Below are 19,488 nucleotides of genomic sequence, written 5' to 3' on the forward strand. Positions count from 1 at the left end.
AATGAATAAGAATATTTTAATTACTGGATCTTCACAAAGAATTGGTAAAGCACTATGTTTATATTTTGCAAAAAAGGGATGGAATATTGCTATTCATTTTAATAAATCAAAAAAACAAGCTGAAGTTCTTAAAAAAGAAATAGAACAATACGGTGTAAAATGTGTTCATATCCAAGGTAATCTTTTAAATGCAAAAATAATAAAGGGTTTAATTGCTTCCATAAAAAAAAAGTTAGGTAATATTGATTGTATAATTAACAATGCTTCTATTTTTAATAACGATAGTATTTTAAATTTTAGTGAAAAAAGCTGGAATGAACATATAAAAATTAATCTTTTTGCTCCTGCTACTTTTATTAAAGAATTTTCTAAAATTAAAAATTCATCTCAAAATAAATCTATTATAAACATACTTGATCAAAGAATATTTAAACTAACTCCATATTTTTTTTCATATACTATAAGCAAAACTGGATTGCATATACTAACAAAAACTACAGCCATGAAATTAGCACCTAAAATTAGAGTGAATGCAATAGCTCCTGGCCCCGTCTTTAAAAATATAAGACAAACTCAAAAACACTTTAATAAACAATCAAAAAATACGCTGCTTGGTAAATCTGTTAAAATTGAAGATATATGTGAAACTGCCTATCTTTTAGCAAATAGCAAAACAATTACTGGTCAAGTAATTGCGGTGGATAGCGGCCAAAGTCTAAATTGGAAAACTCCAGATATCATTGGAACCAATGAATAAGACAAATATTATAAAAATTTTCGAGCATAAAAAAAAAATAAAATCTAAAGAAATAATCTTTGTTAAAAACTATACTTGTAAAGCAATTATAGGCTATCATGCCTTTGAAAAGGTAAAGCCGCAAAAATTGAGATTTAATGTTGAAGTCTTAAGTAAAAAAAAAAAAGTAATTGATGGAAATCTTAATTCAGTCATTAATTATGAAGAAATCATTAACAAAATAAATTTTTTTCTAAAAAAAAAATATAATTTTTTGGAATCTTTTGCGAATGATTTAATTAATGAAATTTTTCTAAATCAAAATATCCTAAATATAAAAATAAAAATTGAAAAACTAAATATAATTAAAAACACTGAGTCTGTTGGAATAGAATTCACTAAGACAAGAAATGATTATGAAAAGCTTTGAACAAGGTAAACAAATCATAAAAAACACAATTCAATTTTTGCCTAATGGCCCCGGTGTTTACAAAATGCTAGATGATAAAAAGGTCATTATTTATGTAGGAAAAGCTAAGAACCTGCCTAATAGAATAAATAGTTACATTTCATCTTCTTATTTACCTATCAGAACAGAAAGAATGATTTCTAATACAAAAAATCTAGAATTTATTTCAACACAAAATGAAGCTGAGGCGCTACTACTAGAAGCTAATCTAATAAAAAAAAATCAGCCTCGATATAATATATTATTAAAGGATGATAAATCTTTTCCTTATATTCAGCTTACAAAATCTCATAAATTTCCTCAATTAACAAAATTTAGGGGCAAACAAAATAAAAATGATATTTTTTTTGGCCCCTTTGCATCATCTGGAGCGGCGGGATGGGCAATAAAAACTCTACAAAAAGTATTTCTATTGAGGGTTTGCGATGACTCAATTTTTCACAATAGAAAAAGACCATGTATTTTATATCAAATCAAAAGATGCTCTGCTCCATGTACAAATGAAATCAGCGAAGAAGATTATAATAAACTTGTCATGGACAGTATTAGTTTTTTAAATGGAAAATCTGCTCTTATACAAAAAAAACTTTCTAAAGAAATGGAAGTTGAAAGCAAAAAATTTAATTACGAAAAAGCGGCAACAATTAGAGATAGAATTAAAGCATTAACTCAAATTCAATCATCTCAGCAAATAAATAAAAATAATTTTAATAATGCAGATTTAATTGTTTTATTTCAAAAAAATAATATTACGTGCATTGAGGTATTTTTTTATAGATCAAAACAAAATTGGGGCAACCAAGCTTTTTTTCCAAAACATGACAAAGACGATGATATAGATGATATTTTTTATTCATTTTTAATTCAATTTTATGAAAATAAAATCCCGCCAGAAGAAATTATTTTAAGTGAAAAAATTAAAGATTTAGCACTAATAAAGGCAGCTTTAGAAAAAAAATATAATAAAAAAATTAATATAAAAACTGCACAAAATAATAATGAAACACTTTCAATAAAATTAGCTATTAAAAATGCTCAATTAGCTTTGGACAAAAAGCTTTTGGAGAATAAAAATAATGATCATTTTTTATCATTAATTAATAAAGAGTTTGATTTGGGCTTTAATCCAACGTTAATTGAAGTTTACGATAATAGTCATATTCAAGGATTAAATGCTGTCGGGTCTTTTGTTGTATTCGGAAAAAATGGATTTATCAAAAGAAAATATAGAAAATTTAATATAGCAAAAACAAATATTAATCCCGGGGATGATTACGGAATGTTAAAAGAAGTTCTTTCTAGAAGATTTGCTAAAATTAAGTCAAATAATGATGATGAAATTCCTGATTTAATCATAATTGACGGTGGCAAGGGTCATTATAACGTAGCTAGAAAAATTTTAGATGAACTCGGGTATTTTAATCTAAATATGATAGCGATTGCAAAAAGTGAAAGAAGAAATCAAGGAGATGAGACTTTTTATCATAATAAAAAAGAAATAAAAATTAATAATAATGTATTGTTATTTTTTTTACAAAGATTACGCGATGAAGCTCATAGATTTGCAATTTTTTCACATAGAGCTAAAAGAAAAAATACATTTACCCAATCTGCGCTTGATAATATTGAAGGGATAGGAAAAACAAGAAAAAAAATGCTTTTAAATCACTTTGGATCTGTAAAATTAATAGAGAGCGCAAGTATCGAAGATATGAAAAAAATAAACGGAATAAGTGATTTTGTTGCAAGTAAAATTTATAATTTTTTTAATAAAAATAATTTAGTTTCAAAAAAATGAAAATACCTAACATCCTAACCATTGGCAGAATTCTAATTGCTCCAATATTAGTAGTTATCTATTATTTATCTGGAGAATTAAGTGATTGGTTATCCTGCATTATATTTGTAATAGCCGCTTTTACAGATTATCTAGACGGATTTTTTGCAAGATTATATAAGCAACAATCTAAGTTTGGTGAATTGCTAGATCCAATTGCAGATAAAGTTTTAGTTGCAACAGCCCTTGCACTTTTAATAATGAGTCAAACTATAAAAGGTCCTCATGTAGTGGCAGCAATTATAATAATAACAAGAGAAATTTTAATTTCGGGATTAAGAGAGTTTTTAGCAAAAGCACAAATTTATATTCCTGTAACGAATTTATCTAAGGGTAAGACAGTAATACAAATGACTGCTATTTCTATTTTATTAGCAGGTAATAGCGGTGATAAATTTTTATTTGATTATGGAATTGAGTTAGGAATATATTTGCTTTGGATGTCTGCTATATTAACGCTTTGGACAGGTTACGCATACTTAAGAAAAGGAATAGATCTTATTGATTAATTATTATTAATTTTTATTTACTAATTTTGAATAATTATCGTCTAATTTTTTAATCATATCAACAACAGCAAAATTAATATCTCCTATTTGAGATACTGGTGTTACCTCGGCTGCAGTTCCAGTTAAAAAACACCCATCAAATTTATTAAGTTCCTCGAGTTTTATTTTTCTTTCTAAAACTTTGATCTGAAGTTGTTTAGCAATTTCTATAATTGATCTTCTGGTAATTCCGTCTAAAAAAGAGTCTGCTATTGGGGTGTGAATCTCATTGCTATTAGTTTTGGTAAAAAAAATATTTGCACCTGTAGCTTCTGCTATATTTCCTTGATAATCCATCATTAAAGCATCATGATATTTTTTTTTTTCTGCCTCATGTTTGGATAGAGTTGAAATCATATAAAGGCCTGAAGCTTTTGTATCCCATGGTATGCAATCTGGCGGTGGCTTTTTCCATTTAGAAATATCTAATCTAATTCCTTTAATTTTAATTTGTGGATCAAAATAAGAACCCCATTCCCATGTTGCTATAGCAAAATGAATCTGACTTTTTTGAGCAGATATCGCCATCATTTCACTTCCTCTCCACACCACTGGCCTCACGTAGCCATTTTTGACATTTTGTACAGAAATTATTTCTTTACAGGCTTTATCTATTTGTTCAGCCGAGTAAGGAATCTTCATGCCCATTCTCTCTGCTGAATAAATCAATCTATTTGTATGCTCTCTTAACTTAAAAATTCCCCCATTGTAAACCCTTTCGCCTTCAAACACGCAGCTAGCATAATGAAGTCCATGACTTAGAATGTGTAAATTAGCTTCTTTCCAATCAACTAATTTACCATTGTACCAAATTTTTCCTGATCTTTTATCAAAAGGGACTGGTTCCATTAGAGTAAATAATAATTAAAATTGTATTGGTAAATAAGTAAAGTAGATATGTCAATAAAACTGACGTACAATAAAATTTTAAAATGAAAGATCTTTTATATTTAAGAGAAAAAAGTTTAAAAGAAATTTTAGAACTCATTTTTCAAGCTTACATAGACTCTTATTCTGATCCAAATGAAGTATTAAAAAAAAATTCTTTTGGTAGAGCGCATCACAGGTTACTTTGTATTATAGAAGGAAGTCCTAATATCACTATTGCTGATATATTAAGAAAATTGAAAATTACTAAACAAAGTTTAAGTAGAGTTCTTCAAGATCTAATAAAAAAAAATATTATATCACAAAAAAAAGGCACAAAGGACGGTAGACAAAGAGAATTAGTATTAACTGAAAAAGGAATTAAGCTTTGCCATGAAATTTATAATAAACAAAAAAAAAGAATAATTAATGCGCTTAAAAATTCAACTTCTGATGAAGTTTCTAATTTTAAGTCAATAATGAAAAAGATAATTTATGGATAATTCAAAGATACATATTTTAATTATTGATGATGATGAAAAGATTAGAGATTTACTTAAACAATATTTAAAAAATAATAATTTTTTCGTATCTACGGCAATCAACGCTTCTGATGCTGAAGAAAAGTTAAAAATTATAAAATTTGATTTAGCAATTATTGATATAATGATGCCTGGTAAAGACGGTTTGCAACTTACAAAAGAAATTAGGGAAAAAATAGACCTTCCTATTATTCTTCTAACCGCAAAAGGTGAGCCTGAAGATAGAGTCCGAGGATTAGAATTGGGGGCAGAAGATTATTTGCCAAAACCCTTTGAACCTAAAGAACTTTTATTAAGAATTAAAAATGTAATTAAAAGAATAAGAAAAAATAAATATGTAATAACTTCAATTAAAATAGGAAAAGCAAGTATTAATATGAAGAAAATGGAAATTCAAAAAGAAAAAAAAGTAATTAAAATAAATGCTAGTGAAAAAATTCTTCTAGAGAATATGATTGGTTCTGCAGGAAAAATATTTTCCAGAGAAGAGATATCAAAAATTACAAATCTAACTCAAGAAAGAAGTATAGATGTATTGGTAACCAGACTTAGGCAAAAAATTGAACCTGATCCAAAAAATCCAAAATATCTCCAAACGGTCAGAGGAACTGGATATGTTCTGTGGCTAGATTGAAATGTTAAGAAAAATATTTCCTCGAACTTTACTTTTTAGATCTCTATTAATTATAGTAGTACCAATTATACTTATACAGGTTGTAATTGGAGCAGTTTTTTTTGATAGTATTTGGTATAAAACCAACAGAGGCTTAGTAAGAGCTACCACAAATGAAATTAATACATTCTTAGAACTCTACCCTGAATTTAAACAAAAAAATAAAGTTAGTGAATTAATTAACACTTTCAAGAATAATAGCGGACTCATAATCTCAATCAAAAAAGAAATTCGAGAACTACCATCTACAGAAACAGTCAAATGGTACAGTCTGTACGATAAAATTGTTGTAGAGGAGTTCTCAGACAAATTAAAAAATCCATATTGGCATAACGTGAGATTTGATAGTTCGAATGTTCAGGTTTTAATAATGTTTAATAAGAATGAAATTATTGAATTTTTAATAGCCAAATCAAAAATAAGATCAACATCGGGAAGAATATTTGCACTTTGGATTACTATACCATCATTTATATTTTTAATTATTTCAATAATATTTTTGCGCAATCAAATAAGGCCGATTGTTCACCTGTCTCGAGCTGCAGAAAAATTTGGCAAAGGGCAATTTGATAGTGATTTTAAAATTTCTGGTGCTCTAGAAATTAGACAGGCTTCTTATGAATTTGAAAGAATGAAAAGAAGAATTTTAAAACACATTAGTCAAAGAACAGCAATGTTGTCGGGTATTAGCCATGATTTAAAAACCCCTCTCACACGATTAAAGTTACAAATTGAGCTTTTAAATAAAAATCAAAAGTTAAATTCTTTAAAAGAAGAAATTAATGAAATGGAAAAAATGATCAATGAATATCTTGATTTTGCAAGTAATCAATATTCACAAGCTTTAGAAAAATTTAATATTTATCAATTAATTCAAAATTTAATTGAAAAGAGTTTTAAAAAAAATATTAAAATAATTAGTCCTAAAAATTTAATATTTACAGGAAGAAAAAATCTTATCAGAAGATGTATTGCTAATATCATAAATAACTCTCAAAAATATGCTGAAAATATATTAATTACTTGCAAAAAAATCAAAAATACTACTCAAATTACTATTGATGATGACGGACCTGGAATTGCAGATGAGCACAAGGATAAAGTATTTAGGCCATTTTATAGGATCGACCAATCTAAATCTTTTAAAGATAGTAATTTTGGATTAGGTCTTTCCATTGTTGAAGATATAGTTAATTCACACGGTGGGACTGTAAAATTATTTAACAATCCAAAAGGTAAGGGCTTGCGAGTTTTATTATCTTTTCCCAACTAATTTTTTTAATTTTTGTATTTCAAGTTTTAGACTATTAATTTTATTTTTTAATTCTTCTAAATCACGACTATGTGAATTATTTAATTCATTCATAGTTTTTTCTTTTTTAAACTGAATAAGATTTTTTATTTCTTGTTTGATATCTTTTGTTGTTAAAAGACTTAATTGAAATAAGTTAGTTAAATTATTAATAATTTTTTTATAATTAATCATATATTCTTTTTAATAATATAGTTATAAATAATTTTAAGATTATTTAAATGTATATTCACAATCTAGATCCCATCATAATTAATTTTGGTTTCCTAGAAATACGCTGGTACTCTTTAGCCTATATTTTTGGCATATTTTTGGGTTTTTACTATGCAAAATATTTAATTAAAAAATTCTGGTACAAAGAAAATATTAATGTCCAAGTTCTAGATAATTTTTTAATTTATTTAATTTTAGGAATTATTTTAGGAGGAAGATTAGGATATATTTTATTTTATAATTTTAATTATTACTATCAAAATCCCCTTGAAATATTATTTTTATGGCGAGGAGGAATGTCTTTTCACGGTGGCGTTATAGGTGTTTTGATTGCCTCATTAATTTTTGCAAAGAAGAATAATGTAAAAATACTGGTTTTAACTGACATAGTCGTCTGCGCAACGCCAATTGGTATATTCCTTGGAAGAATTGCTAATTTTATAAACGGAGAGTTGTATGGAAAAAAAACGTTTTCAGATTATGGCGTTATTTTTCCCAAAATTGATATGGAACCAAGACATCCCTCACAACTTTATGAGGCAATTCTTGAAGGTTTAATATTATTTTTTTTACTTAATATTATATTAAAATTCAAAAAAAAATTATTTAACGGTGAGTTATCTTGTTATTTTTTAATCTTTTATTCAATATTTAGAATTATATCAGAATTATTTAGAGAGCCGGACAAACATATTGGATATATAATTTTCAATATATCCTTAGGAACGATTATAAGTTTTAGCTTTTTAATTTTTGGAATAATTGCATTTAAGATAATTAAAAATGAATCTTTTAGAAAAACTAATTTATAAAAAAAAAGTTATCACGCTTGATAAATTCATAGATATTGCCTTATATAACAAGCAATTAGGCTACTACCAAACTAAAAAAATATTTAGCCGCGATGGAGATTTTATAACATCTCCTTTAATCTCTAGTATTTTTTCAGAAATGATATCGATATGGATTGTATCCTATTGGATTTATTTAAAAAAACCAAAACAAATAAATATTTTAGAGTTAGGACCAGGAAATGGGTTAATGATTAATCAAATAATAAATTCATTAAAAAAAATTAAAACTTTTGATGCTAAATTCACTATTTATTTACATGAAAAAAGTGAGTCATTAGTTAAAGTTCAAAAAAAAAATTTAAATATTTTTAAAAATATAATCTGGACTAAAAATATTAATGAAATTAAGCAATATCCTACAATCATTATAGCAAATGAATTTTTTGATGCTTTTCCAATAAAACAATTTTTCAAAATCAATACTAAGTGGCATGAACAATGCATTTCTTTTAAAAATAATATAAAAAGAATTATTTATTATAAAAATAAGATTAATAACAATTATCTTAAGAAATATTCAAAATTTTTTAATATTAATAAAAGTAGAGTCATTGAGTATCCAGTGAAAATTGAAAATTATATAAATTCAATTTCCAAAATTTTAAAAAAAAATAATGGAGTCTTTTTGACTTTTGATTATGGCTACTCTGATAGTATCGGGAAAAATACTTTGCGAGCAATAAAAAAACATAAAATTGTTAATTTGCTTAAAGAATATACTGATTGCGATATTACTTTTGATGTTAATTTTAATATATTAAAAAATATTTTTAAAAAAAATAACATTAGGCATATTGGAACTGTATCTCAAAATTTTTTTTTACAAAAACTCGGCATTATGGAAAGGGCAACACAAATAATAAAAAAGCAGAATGTTAATGACAGCAAAGATTTAATTTTAAGTATAAATAAACTTATAAATCCGAAAGAAATGGGTAGCACTTTTCAAGCATTAGCTTTTTGCAATAAAGATTGTAAATTTAATCTTGGTTTTATCTAATGATTTTTTATTCCAGAAAAATTAACAAAATAAAAGGCATTAAGAGTTTTTTTTTCTCAAGGAACAATGGACGATCAAAAGGAATTTATAAAAGTTTAAACTGCGGAATAGGATCTAATGATAAAAAAAAAAATGTTATAAATAATATTAAAATAGTTGCAAAAAAAATTAACTCTAAATTTAGTAATCTAATTTTGCTTAGACAATATCATAGTAATAAAATAATTAATTTTGACAATTTTTTAATAAAAAAGAGATACAAAGCCGATGGAATTATTACTTCAGTTCCAAAATTTTCACTCGGAATTTTAACTGCAGATTGTGTGCCAATTTTAGTCGCGGATAAAGAAAATAAAATAATTGCAGCTATACACTCTGGATGGAAGGGCGCAAATTCTGGAATTATTGAAAACTTAATTAAAAAATTTAAAGAGAAGAAATCAAAAATTTCAAATCTAATCGTTGCGATTGGACCTTGTATTGCAAAAAAAAATTATGAAGTACAAAAAGATTTTGTTAATAAAATTAAATTAAAAAATAAAAATTTTAAAAAATATTTTACAAATAATAATAAAAAAATTTATTTTAATTTACGATTATTTGTTAATGATAAATTTTTAAGATTAGGAGTTCTAAAAAATAATATTGAACATATCAATAAGGATACCTATGGTGATTATAAAAATTTTTTTAGCTACCGAAGATCTTTACATAATAATGAGTCAGATTACGGAAGATGTATTTCTGCAATTTGTAGATATTAATTGATTAAATAATTATAAAATTATATAAAAAGATCTCATGAAGATTGTATCTGGAACGAGTAGTATCTCCCTAAGTGATCAAATTTGTAAATATTTAAAAACAAAACCAACGCAAAGAGATATTAAAAGATTTGCAGACTCAGAGGTCTACGTCGAGATCAAAGAAAATATGAGAGGTAACGATGTATACTTAATTCAATCAACTTCATACCCTGCTAACGACAATATTATGGAGTTACTAATATGTATAGATTCGTTACGAAGATCTTCTGCAAAAAATATAACCGCAGTCATCCCTTACTTTGGTTACGCAAGACAAGATAGAAAAGTTGTACCTAGATCTCCTATAAGTGCAAAATTAGTTGCAAACTTAATTACAAATGCTGGAGCAAACAGAGTTCTAACAATGGACCTTCATGCAAATCAAATTCAAGGTTTTTTTGATATTCCCGTTGATAATTTATATGCAGCTCCAGTTCTTTTAAAACATATATTAAAAAATATTGGAACAAAAAATATTGTTTGTGTTGCGCCAGATGTTGGGGGTGTAGAAAGAGCGAGAGCTATTGGAAAACGATTGAACGCTGGCTTAGCGATTATTGATAAAAGAAGAGAGCGTCCAGGACAATCCGAAGTTATGAATGTTATTGGAGAAATCAAAAATAAATCTTGCATTATAATTGATGATTTAATTGATAGCGGAGGAACAATCTGTAACGCTGCTGATGCTTTAATAGAAAAGGGTGCAAAAGAAGTTTATTGTTACGTAGTTCATGGCGTTCTTACAGGCTCTTGTATTGATAAAATTAAAAAATCTAAAATAAAAAAAATTGTTATCACTGACACAATTGACAATACAAAAAAAGTAAAAGGAGTTTCTAAAATAGAGGTTGTAAGTATTGCTCCGCTGATTGCTGAAGCTATCAAGCGAATATCTCAATCAACTTCGGTTTCTAGCTTATTCAAATAAATAACAATAACTTGTTTTTTTTTATAACTTAATATAAAACAAGCCGTCTTGATAATATGGAAAATTTAAAGATCGAAGCATCAGAAAGAAAAATTAATACAAAAGGTGATCTTAAAAAATTAAGATTAGAGGGTTTTCTACCAGGCATTTTATATGGTGATAAAGAAAAAAACCTACCTTTAGCAGTAAAAAAAATATTAATTAAAAAAATGTTAGAATCCTCAAACTTTATGAGCTCTGTAATTGAAATGAGTATAGGTGGATCAAAACATAAAGTTTTAACTAAAGATATTAATTTTCATCCTTTAAATAATGAACCAATACACATAGATTTTCAAAAAATTAAGCCTGGTACGAAGGTAACTGTCAATATTCCTGTAAAATTTATTAATAATGAAAATTGTCCAGGATTGAAAATGGGCGGGGTTTTAAACATTGTAAGAAGAAAAATAGAATTAAGATGTGCTGCTGAAAATATTCCTGCTGAAATTGTAGTTGACTTAGCTAATAAGGAAATGAATGAAAGTATTCACATATCTTCTGTAAAATTACCTGATGGTGCAAAACCAGTAATTAGCGATAGAGACTTTACTATAGCAACTATAGCTGCCCCTACAGTTGTTAAAGAACCTGAACCAGCTGCCGCTGCTGCGGGCGATGCTGCTGCAGGAGATGCGGCAACTACTGCTGAGGGCGGAGCTACTGCTGCAGGTGATGCTAAACCTGCTGATGGAAAAACTAAACCAGGAGAAACAGCAAAAACTCCTGAGGCTGCGAAAAAACCTGCAGCTGCTGCACCTGCAGATAAAAAGAAATAACATCTAAATGTTATTATTTGCGGGGTTAGGAAATCCAGATCCAAAGCATGCAAACAACAGACATAATGTAGGCTTCAAACTTATTGATGCTTTAAATAAAAATTTTGGACTTTCAAAACAAAAACCAAAATTTAAAGGCCTACTAACTAATGGTCAAGTTCAAGATAACAAAGTTATAGTAGTCAAGCCATTAACTTTTATGAATAATTCAGGAATGTGTATTAGAGAAATAACTGATTATCACAGAATTAAAACTAATAATATTTTTGTATTTCATGATGATATGGACATAGAAATTGGAAAAATAAAAACGAAAAATGGAGGATCTAGCGGCGGTCATAACGGCATTAAGTCCATAGATGACTCTATAGGAACAGATTACAATCGTATTAGGATTGGAATAGGTCATCCTGGAGATAAAGAATTAGTAGACAAACATGTGCTTAATGATTTTACAGAAGAAGAAAAGATAATAATAGATCAGGTTATCAAAAAAATATTTAAAAATATAAATCTTCTCATAGAAAAAAAATTAGACGATTTCACTTCTAAAAGTAATCAGTAAGTCTATATGAGTTTTAAATGTGGAATTGTAGGTTTACCTAATGTTGGTAAATCAACTCTATTTAATGCATTAACAAAATCTAAAAATGCCCAAGCAGCTAATTTTCCTTTTTGCACAATTGAGCCAAATATTGGAGTTGTAACAGTTCCTGACGAGAGGTTAGAAAAACTTTCAAATATTGCAAAATCTGAAAAAATCATTCCCACTTACATCACATTTGTGGATATTGCTGGGCTAGTAGCTGGCGCATCAAAGGGTGAAGGTTTAGGCAATAAATTTCTTGCGAACATTAGAGAAGTTGATGCTGTAATACACATGCTGAGATGTTTTGACTCAAGTGAAATACAAAATGTTAATAAAACAGTTGATCCTATAAGAGATTTAGAAACAGTAGAAACTGAAATGATGATTTCAGATTTAGAATCTGTTGAAAAAAGGCTATCTCAAAAAAAAAATAAAAATAATGATATAAATAAAGACACTTTTGATATCTTAGAACATGTTTATGAGTCTTTAAAAAAAGGAATTCGTCCAGAGAAATTAGAGGAAAAATTTGATAAAAAGCTAGTTAAAAATTTAGGAATTCTATCAACTAAACCTAGAATTTTAGTTTGTAATGTGGACGAGGAAAGTGTGAGCTCAGGAAATTCTTACTCACAAAAAATTAAAGAAAAATTCAAGAATGATACAGTAGTTATTGTTTCTGCTGAAATAGAACAACAAATTACTGAACTTAAAGATTTAGAGGCAAATGAATTTATGAAAGAGATTGGAATTAAAGAGTCTGGATTAGATCAAATAATAAAAGCTGGATATAAAATTCTAAATTTAACTACCTATTTTACCGTAGGTCCTAAAGAAACTCATGCATGGACAATTGAAAAAAACTGCAAAGCTCCAGATGCTGCTGAAGTTATTCATTCCGATTTTAAAAAAGGATTTATTAAAGCTGAGGTTATATCCTACATAGACTATATTCAGTACGCAGGGGAAGTTGGTGCTCGCGATAATGGAAAATTAAAAATTGAAGGTAAGGACTATGAGGTTGCTGACGGAGATGTCTTACACTTTAGGTTCAACACGTGACCAAATCTTTTTCTTAACAAGATAAACTAAAACAGTAAGAATTAATAAATAAATTACAGTTTTAAAGCCAAGTCTCTTTCTAGCTTCTAAATGGGGTTCTGAAGCCCAAGTTAAAAAGGTTGTTACATCTTTTGCAAGTTGCTCTTCCGTTGCTACGGTTCCGTCTGAATAATTTACAGAGTCCTTATTTAATGGTTTTGCCATTTTAATTTTATTGCCTGGCATATATTTATTATAATAAACCCCGTCCTCGAGTTTTACATTTTTAGGAGGCTTATCGTCATAACCCATTAGAACAGAATAAATATAATCTGCCCCCCCTGCTCGAGCTTTCACTAAAACTGACATATCCGGAGGATATGCACCGCCGTTTGCAGCTCTTGCGGCTTTTTCATTAGCGAAAGGGCTGACAAATTTATCAGATGGTTTTCCCGGCCTTTTAAACATTTCTCCGTTATCGTTAGGTCCGTCTAAAACTTCAACTTTTGATGCTATAGCCTTTACCTCTTCCTCTGAAAAACTAGGGCCGCCAACTTCAGATAAATTACGATAACTTAAAAGATTCATTGAGTGACAGGATGCACAAACTTCTGTGTATACTTGGTAGCCTCTTTGAAGTGAGGCTCTGTCAAATTTTCCAAAGAACCCGTTAAAAGACCAATTTTGTGTCAAAAGTTTTTCTTGTTTCTCAGCTGAAAATGAACCGTTAGTAATAAAACTTAACAGCAAAAAAGATAAAATTAACTTCTTCAAAAACATTAAAAAAGCTTAAAAGTTTTAATTTTGCCTTGTTTTTTCCATTGTTCAAACTCATGAATACTATTTGGCATAGGCAAAGGTTTTTCAATTAAAGAAACTAAAGGTGCTATAATCAAGAAAAATAGAAACCAATATGCAGTCCCAACTCTGCCAATAAGAAGATATATTCCTTCAGCAGGCATACCTCCGACATACATTAATATAAAAAAATCCAAAACAAATAAAAAAACAAATTGTTTCCATATTGGTCTAAAAACTGAAGATCTAATTTTTGATAAATCTAGCCAAGGCAATAAACCTAAAATCGCAATGCTGCTTACCATCGCAATGACTCCCATTAATTTATCTGGAATGCTTCTTAAAATTGCATAAAAAGGCAAAAAATACCACTCAGGTACAATATGCGCTGGAGTTACCAATGGATCTGCTGGAATATAATTATCAGGATGACCAAGATAGTTTGGTGCGTACATTGTTATAATTACGAATGCGAACAAAAAAATTAACATTGCAAATAAATCTTTGCTAGTCGTGAAAGGAGCAAAACTTACTGTGTCCCTTGTATCTTTTGGCTCAATACCAGAAGGATTATTTGAGCCAACTATATGTAAAGCGATAACGTGAAAAATGACAATTCCTAATATTCCAAAAGCAATTAACCAATGAAGAACATAAAAACGATTTAAGGTAGCATCCCCCACAGCATAGTCACCCCATAACCAAGTTACTATGGACTCTCCAACGAAAGGTACTGCTGAAAATAAATTTGTTATAACTGTTGCTCCCCAATAGCTCATTTGACCCCATGGCAATGTGTAACCAAGAAAAGCTGTAGCCATCATTAAGAAAAATATTACAATTCCAATTAGCCACATCAACTGTCTGGGTTCTTTATATGAACCGTAATACAACCCTCTAAAGATATGAATATAAACTGCTATGAAAAAAAAGGAGGCAAAATTCATATGCATGTACCTTATTAACCAACCAAAATTTACATCTCTCATAATTTTTTCTACTGACTCAAATGCCTCTGAAGATGAGGGTTTATAGTGCATACCTAAGACTAGACCTGTAACTATTAAAAAAATTAAACAGATCATTAGAATTCCGCCCAAACTCCAAAGATAACTTAAATTTTTAGGGACCTGAAAATCTAAATATTCGTATTTAAACATTCTAAATATTGGAAGACGATTATCTATCCAACCGACAACTCCTTTAAATGGAGACCCACCTACTTTATTTGTATGAACTGGTTTATATTCAGCGTTAGTATTTTCTAAATTTTTATCACTCATTATTTTTAACTATCCTAATTTAATCTTATTATCTCCAACAAATTCATAGTTTGGAACCTCTAAATTTGTTGGTGCAGGACCTTTTCTGATTCTGCCTGAACTATCATAATGTGAACCATGACAAGGACAGAACCATCCACCTGCATATTCTCCCTTTCCACTTATAGGGACACATCCTAAATGAGTACATACGCCGACAAGAACTAACCATTCAGATTTTTTTACTCTTTTATTATCAGGTTGAGGATCTTTAAGTTCCTTAAGATCAACCTTTTCGGCATTTAAAATTTCTTCTTTGGTTCTTCTTTTTACAAAAACTGGTTTTCCTCTCCATAAAACAGTTATTTCTTGCCCCTCTTTAATTTTAGATAAATCTACTTCAATAGAAGCAAGTGCTTTTACTGATGCGTCTGGATTCATTTGATTTACAATTGGCCAAACCGCTGCTCCCACTCCAACTGCACCAACAGCAGTTGTTGCAACGGTTAAGAAATCTCTTCTATTTTTTTTCTCTGAATTATTGTTATTTTCTGACATAACTATTTAATTTAATTATTTCTAAACTATTTTCTTTTCCATAGCCAGAATGACGCATAAATAATAAATTTCTTCTATGTATAATATTGCATTATTTCAACCGGATATTCCTCAAAATACAGCTGCAACCATAAGATTGTGTGCATGTTTAAATGTTACTCTAGAAATAATTGAACCCTGTGGATTTCAATTTAATGAAAAAAAACTAAAAAGCATTTACATGGATTATTATGAAAAATGCAAAATTATAAGACATTTATCATTTGAAGATTTTATTGAAACTAAAAATAATAAAAGAATAATTTTATTAACAACTAAAGCAAAAAAAATTTATTATAATTTTCAATTTAAGAGGGATGACACAATTTTATTTGGAAGAGAAAGTGCCGGGGTTCCAGACTCTGTACATAAAATTGTTAATGAAAGATTAAAAATTCCTATCTCTAAAGATACTAGGTCTTTGAATGTTGTCACTTCTGTTTCTATTGTGTTATCTGAAGCGCTAAGGCAAAATAATTACTCTAATATTTAATGATAAATTTAAATTTTGAAGAAAAAAAAATTGCAGCTGAAAATTGGTTTAAAAATCTTAGAAATTCTATTTGTGCAGAATTTGAAAAAATTGAGTACCTAAAATCTAAAAAAAAAAAAATTTTTAAAAAAAATAACTGGAAAGCTGGAGGAAATTCAAAAGGCGGAGGTACTTTCGCATTAATTGAAAATGGATCTGTTTTTGAAAAGGTAGGAGTTAATATTTCGACAATCTCAGGAAAATTTCATAAACAATTTAGGAAAAAAATTCCTGGCGCTTTAAATAATCCTAATTTTTGGGCCTCCGGAATATCTGTTGTAGCTCACATGAAAAATCCAAAAGTTCCTGCATTTCATTTTAATACAAGATTTATAGTTACTTCAAAATCTTGGTTTGGTGGTGGAATGGATATGACGCCTTCAATTAAAGACTTAAAACAAAAAAAGTATTTTCATCAAGAAATTAAAAAAATGTGCAATCTTCATGATAAAAATTATTACTCTCAACATAAGAAAAATTGCGATCAATATTTTTATTTACCTCATAGAAATGAACCTAGAGGAGATGGCGGAATATTTTACGATTATCTTAATTCCAAGAATTGGATTAAAGATTTTAATTATACAAAAGATGTTGGAATAACTTTTTTAAAAATATCTTCTAGAATAATTCAAAAAAAAATGTTTCTAAAATGGAATGATAAAGATAAAGAAAAGCAATTAATTAAAAGAGGAAGATATGTTGAATTTAATTTGCTATATGATCGAGGTACAAAATTTGGTTTAAATACCAATGGTAATATTAATGCTATTTTTATGTCGCTTCCTCCAATTGCAAAATGGTAAAATTATAAATGGAAAAAGAACCAATTACTCCTCAGGGCTTGGAAAAGATTAAAATTGAATTACAAGAAAGAATTTCTGTAATTAGACCAAAAATTGTCAATGCTATTTCTGAAGCAAGGGCTCATGGTGATCTTAAGGAGAATGCTGAGTATCATGCAGCAAAAGAGGAGCAAGGACACAATGAAAGAAGAATTCAAGAAATCGAAACAACAATTGCAACAGCTAATATTGTAGATGTTACAAAAATTAAAAATGATAACAAAGTAATATTTGGAGCAACAATTTTTTTGCTAGATATGGAAACTAATGAAAAAAAAAAGTACAAAATTGTAGGTAAAGATGAAGCAAATGCAAAGGAAGGTCTATTGTTCTATAAATCTCCAATTGCTTTAGAACTAGTCTCAAAACATACTGGTGACTTTGTTTCTGTCAAAACTCCAGCGGGAGAAAAAAACTATGAAATTATTGAAGTTAAATATATCTAATCTCGAGTTAAATATTTTTTAAGTTTAATTTAAAGTTATTTTTAATCCAATAATTTTTAAGAAAATCTAATTTTTTTCCAAGTTCTAATCCTTGTTTAAATCCCTTTTTCATTAAAAAATTTCCAGTAATAGGAAATCTTGGAACCTTAAATCTTTTGATAAATTTCCTATATTTTTTTAAAGTATTTATGTTCATCTCTTTTTTTAGACAAAAAATAAAATTTAAAAAGTCTAAAGCTAAATCTTTTTTATAAAAATATATTTGTCGCTTAATAATTTGGTAATTGTAAGGTTTTTTTTTTAGAATTTTAAATTCTTTACAAATTAAATTTAGATAATGTTTATCCTTATTAGATAACTTAAATTCTCTCAAAAAATGTGATATTGTTTTATCTTTTCCAATTAATAATATTGAAATTAGTTGTATATAACCAAGATTTAATCGTAGTTTTTTATTTAAGACTTTAACTTTATTTAATCTATTAAAAAATTTTAGTTTGTATACTTTATGAATAATATTTTTAAAATAATTATTATTGATAATATTAAAAAAATTTTGATTCTCTAAAATTTTTTTTAACTCTATAAATAATCTTTCTCTTGAAATTAATTTTAAAAACTTAATATTTTTATTAATAATTTTTATAATATTTCGATCATTAATATTATAATTATAAACTAGTGAAAATCTTATAAACCTTATAATTCTTAAATAATCCTCTTTAATTCTTGATTCTGGATTACCAATAAAATTAATTTTTTTATTTTTTAAATCTTTTAATCCATTTACAGGATCAAAGATTTTACCAGATTTATCACAATAAATTGCATTAATTGTAAAATCTCTTCTCAAAGAATCTTCTAACCAATTCTTAGTAAGCTTTATTTCTGTATGTCTACCATCAGAATTTATATCTTTTCTTAATGATGTAATTTCATATTTATAATTTTTAGATAAAGCTGTAATCGACCCATATTTAATTGCTAAATCTAAAACTTTATATTTATTTTTGAGTAATATTTTTTTAACTATTTGTGGCTTATAAGTAGTGGCTAAATCAATATCTGTTGTAAGTTCACCTTCTAATGCTTTTCTTACACAGCCACCGACAAACTGCGTGTGAACTTTTTGACTAGATGGGTTTAAAATCGAAATTATTTTTTTATTTTCTTTTGAAAATAAAAATGTTTTTTTCATTAAAAATATTAGTATAATTCTATTTTGCCAGAGATTATATTATTTTTTTCCAATAATTTTTTAAATAAAATTTTTTCTTTTCTTACATTTATTGCAAAATATATATTATTATTAATCTCAAAACCAAATTGCCCATAATAATTTAATTCTCCAATTAGGATAATAAAATTAATATTTTTTGAATTAATATCACTTATACTTTTGTTCATTAATTCTCGACCTATTCCTCTTCCCTTATATATTTGGTCAACTATTAAAGGTCCCAACATCAAACCACTCTGGTCTTTTATTTTGCAATTAAAATATCTAATACTTCCTATTATTTTATTACCTTTATAATAAACTTTTGAATACTTTATATTGGGTATAAGGCCATCTCTTAATCTAAAACTTGGTCTGGCATATCTTCCTGGACCCAAAACATTTTCTTCAAGTAAAAGAATTTTTTTGTTATCTAATTTTTTTTCTTCTCTAATCACTATATTTGTTTAAGGCTTGGCTGGGGCTCCAGGATTCGAACCTGGGATGGCGGGATCAAAACCCGCTGCCTTACCGCTTGGCTAAGCCCCAATATTTA

24 protein-coding genes and 1 tRNA gene are annotated in these 19,488 nt (G+C 27.6%); 17 read left to right on the forward strand and 8 right to left on the reverse strand.

Annotated features, from left to right (window positions below; genetic code table 11):
- Position 1: 1 nt before the first annotated feature.
- From CR143_RS04380 to pgsA, 4 genes are read left to right on the forward strand one after another with little or no spacing between them, the layout of a single operon-like run.
- A complete protein-coding gene (locus CR143_RS04380) occupies positions 2 to 757 on the forward strand; it encodes an SDR family oxidoreductase (RefSeq protein WP_099340618.1) in 756 nt (251 codons plus the stop codon).
- A complete protein-coding gene (locus CR143_RS04385) occupies positions 750 to 1,166 on the forward strand; it encodes a dihydroneopterin aldolase (protein WP_099340619.1) in 417 nt (138 codons plus the stop codon). Before CR143_RS04380 ends, CR143_RS04385 begins: the two co-directional genes overlap by 8 nt.
- Complete coding sequence (uvrC, locus tag CR143_RS04390) at positions 1,153 to 3,003, forward strand: excinuclease ABC subunit UvrC (RefSeq protein ID WP_169696844.1); 1,851 nt, start codon at positions 1,153 to 1,155, stop codon at positions 3,001 to 3,003. Before CR143_RS04385 ends, uvrC begins: the two co-directional genes overlap by 14 nt.
- Positions 3,000 to 3,551 carry a CDP-diacylglycerol--glycerol-3-phosphate 3-phosphatidyltransferase gene (gene pgsA, locus CR143_RS04395; RefSeq protein ID WP_099340621.1) on the forward strand — a complete coding sequence of 184 codons (552 nt, stop codon included), beginning with the start codon at positions 3,000 to 3,002 and terminating at the stop codon, positions 3,549 to 3,551. Before uvrC ends, pgsA begins: the two co-directional genes overlap by 4 nt.
- A gap of 6 nt (positions 3,552 to 3,557) precedes the next feature.
- Here the strand turns inward: pgsA and CR143_RS04400 are convergent, their stop codons facing one another.
- The gene (locus tag CR143_RS04400) at positions 3,558 to 4,439 is read right to left on the reverse strand and encodes a branched-chain amino acid aminotransferase (RefSeq protein WP_099340622.1); all 882 of its coding nucleotides are present in this window, start codon (positions 4,437 to 4,439) and stop codon (positions 3,558 to 3,560) included.
- Positions 4,440 to 4,522: 83 nt separating this feature from the next.
- Here CR143_RS04400 and CR143_RS04405 point away from each other — a divergent pair, with 83 nt between their 5' ends.
- Genes CR143_RS04405 through CR143_RS04415 form a run of 3 tightly spaced genes read left to right on the forward strand, consistent with a single transcriptional unit; the run spans position 4,523 to position 6,945 of the window.
- Positions 4,523 to 4,960: a MarR family winged helix-turn-helix transcriptional regulator gene (locus CR143_RS04405; protein WP_099340623.1), complete on the forward strand. Its 438-nt coding sequence runs from the start codon at positions 4,523 to 4,525 to the stop codon at positions 4,958 to 4,960.
- On the forward strand, positions 4,953 to 5,633 hold the full coding sequence (locus tag CR143_RS04410; protein WP_099340624.1) for a response regulator transcription factor: 681 nt from the start codon (positions 4,953 to 4,955) through the stop codon (positions 5,631 to 5,633). The genes CR143_RS04405 and CR143_RS04410 overlap by 8 nt, the downstream gene beginning before the upstream one ends.
- A gap of 1 nt (position 5,634) precedes the next feature.
- Entirely contained in the window at positions 5,635 to 6,945 is a 1,311-nt protein-coding gene (locus CR143_RS04415) for a sensor histidine kinase (protein ID WP_099340625.1), read from the forward strand.
- Here CR143_RS04415 and CR143_RS04420 read toward each other — a convergent pair.
- Positions 6,928 to 7,158, reverse strand: a complete 231-nt coding sequence (locus CR143_RS04420; protein ID WP_099340626.1) for a hypothetical protein — start codon at positions 7,156 to 7,158, stop codon at positions 6,928 to 6,930. The genes CR143_RS04415 and CR143_RS04420 overlap by 18 nt on opposite strands.
- 47 nt (positions 7,159 to 7,205) lie before the next feature.
- Here CR143_RS04420 and lgt point away from each other — a divergent pair, with 47 nt between their 5' ends.
- From lgt to ychF, 7 genes are read left to right on the forward strand one after another with little or no spacing between them, the layout of a single operon-like run.
- The gene (lgt, locus tag CR143_RS04425; protein ID WP_099340627.1) at positions 7,206 to 8,009 is read left to right on the forward strand and encodes a prolipoprotein diacylglyceryl transferase; all 804 of its coding nucleotides are present in this window, start codon (positions 7,206 to 7,208) and stop codon (positions 8,007 to 8,009) included.
- Positions 7,981 to 9,051: a class I SAM-dependent methyltransferase gene (locus CR143_RS04430; RefSeq protein WP_099340628.1), complete on the forward strand. Its 1,071-nt coding sequence runs from the start codon at positions 7,981 to 7,983 to the stop codon at positions 9,049 to 9,051. The genes lgt and CR143_RS04430 overlap by 29 nt, the downstream gene beginning before the upstream one ends.
- On the forward strand, positions 9,051 to 9,815 hold the full coding sequence (pgeF, locus tag CR143_RS04435) for a peptidoglycan editing factor PgeF (protein ID WP_099340629.1): 765 nt from the start codon (positions 9,051 to 9,053) through the stop codon (positions 9,813 to 9,815). The genes CR143_RS04430 and pgeF overlap by 1 nt, the downstream gene beginning before the upstream one ends.
- 37 nt (positions 9,816 to 9,852) lie before the next feature.
- Complete coding sequence (locus CR143_RS04440) at positions 9,853 to 10,785, forward strand: ribose-phosphate pyrophosphokinase (protein WP_099340630.1); 933 nt, start codon at positions 9,853 to 9,855, stop codon at positions 10,783 to 10,785.
- 56 nt (positions 10,786 to 10,841) lie between these two features.
- Entirely contained in the window at positions 10,842 to 11,603 is a 762-nt protein-coding gene (locus tag CR143_RS04445) for a 50S ribosomal protein L25/general stress protein Ctc (RefSeq protein ID WP_099340631.1), read from the forward strand.
- 7 nt (positions 11,604 to 11,610) lie between these two features.
- Entirely contained in the window at positions 11,611 to 12,168 is a 558-nt protein-coding gene (gene pth / locus CR143_RS04450; protein WP_099340632.1) for an aminoacyl-tRNA hydrolase, read from the forward strand.
- A gap of 6 nt (positions 12,169 to 12,174) precedes the next feature.
- The gene (gene ychF / locus CR143_RS04455; protein WP_099340633.1) at positions 12,175 to 13,254 is read left to right on the forward strand and encodes a redox-regulated ATPase YchF; all 1,080 of its coding nucleotides are present in this window, start codon (positions 12,175 to 12,177) and stop codon (positions 13,252 to 13,254) included.
- On the opposite strand, the gene CR143_RS04460 is transcribed toward ychF, so the two are convergent.
- The 3 genes from CR143_RS04460 to petA are packed head-to-tail and all read right to left on the reverse strand — an operon-like array spanning position 13,231 to position 15,851.
- Complete coding sequence (locus tag CR143_RS04460; protein WP_099340634.1) at positions 13,231 to 14,013, reverse strand: cytochrome c1; 783 nt, start codon at positions 14,011 to 14,013, stop codon at positions 13,231 to 13,233. The genes ychF and CR143_RS04460 overlap by 24 nt on opposite strands.
- Complete coding sequence (locus CR143_RS04465; protein WP_099340635.1) at positions 14,013 to 15,314, reverse strand: cytochrome b; 1,302 nt, start codon at positions 15,312 to 15,314, stop codon at positions 14,013 to 14,015. Before CR143_RS04465 ends, CR143_RS04460 begins: the two co-directional genes overlap by 1 nt.
- Positions 15,315 to 15,323: 9 nt before the next feature.
- Positions 15,324 to 15,851: a ubiquinol-cytochrome c reductase iron-sulfur subunit gene (petA, locus tag CR143_RS04470; RefSeq protein WP_099340636.1), complete on the reverse strand. Its 528-nt coding sequence runs from the start codon at positions 15,849 to 15,851 to the stop codon at positions 15,324 to 15,326.
- Between the two features lie 76 nt (positions 15,852 to 15,927).
- Here petA and CR143_RS04475 point away from each other — a divergent pair, with 76 nt between their 5' ends.
- The 3 genes from CR143_RS04475 to greA are packed head-to-tail and all read left to right on the forward strand — an operon-like array spanning position 15,928 to position 17,713.
- The gene (locus CR143_RS04475; RefSeq protein WP_099340637.1) at positions 15,928 to 16,383 is read left to right on the forward strand and encodes a tRNA (cytidine(34)-2'-O)-methyltransferase; all 456 of its coding nucleotides are present in this window, start codon (positions 15,928 to 15,930) and stop codon (positions 16,381 to 16,383) included.
- Positions 16,384 to 16,385: 2 nt separating this feature from the next.
- Positions 16,386 to 17,228, forward strand: a complete 843-nt coding sequence (gene hemF, locus CR143_RS04480; RefSeq protein ID WP_099341009.1) for an oxygen-dependent coproporphyrinogen oxidase — start codon at positions 16,386 to 16,388, stop codon at positions 17,226 to 17,228.
- 8 nt (positions 17,229 to 17,236) lie between these two features.
- Positions 17,237 to 17,713 carry a transcription elongation factor GreA gene (gene greA, locus CR143_RS04485; RefSeq protein WP_099340638.1) on the forward strand — a complete coding sequence of 159 codons (477 nt, stop codon included), beginning with the start codon at positions 17,237 to 17,239 and terminating at the stop codon, positions 17,711 to 17,713.
- Between the two features lie 7 nt (positions 17,714 to 17,720).
- Here greA and CR143_RS04490 read toward each other — a convergent pair whose 3' ends face one another.
- The 3 genes from CR143_RS04490 to CR143_RS04500 all read right to left on the reverse strand — a co-directional run bounded on the left by CR143_RS04490 (position 17,721) and on the right by CR143_RS04500 (position 19,481).
- On the reverse strand, positions 17,721 to 18,911 hold the full coding sequence (locus CR143_RS04490) for a tRNA nucleotidyltransferase/poly(A) polymerase family protein (protein ID WP_099340639.1): 1,191 nt from the start codon (positions 18,909 to 18,911) through the stop codon (positions 17,721 to 17,723).
- 8 nt (positions 18,912 to 18,919) lie between these two features.
- Complete coding sequence (locus CR143_RS04495) at positions 18,920 to 19,390, reverse strand: GNAT family N-acetyltransferase (RefSeq protein WP_157780310.1); 471 nt, start codon at positions 19,388 to 19,390, stop codon at positions 18,920 to 18,922.
- 17 nt (positions 19,391 to 19,407) lie between these two features.
- A tRNA-Gln gene (locus tag CR143_RS04500) sits at positions 19,408 to 19,481 on the reverse strand.
- Positions 19,482 to 19,488 lie beyond the last annotated feature (7 nt).

Origin of the sequence: Candidatus Fonsibacter ubiquis (genome assembly GCF_002688585.1) — a bacterium.
Lineage (GTDB): Bacteria > Pseudomonadota > Alphaproteobacteria > Pelagibacterales > Pelagibacteraceae > Fontibacterium > Fontibacterium commune.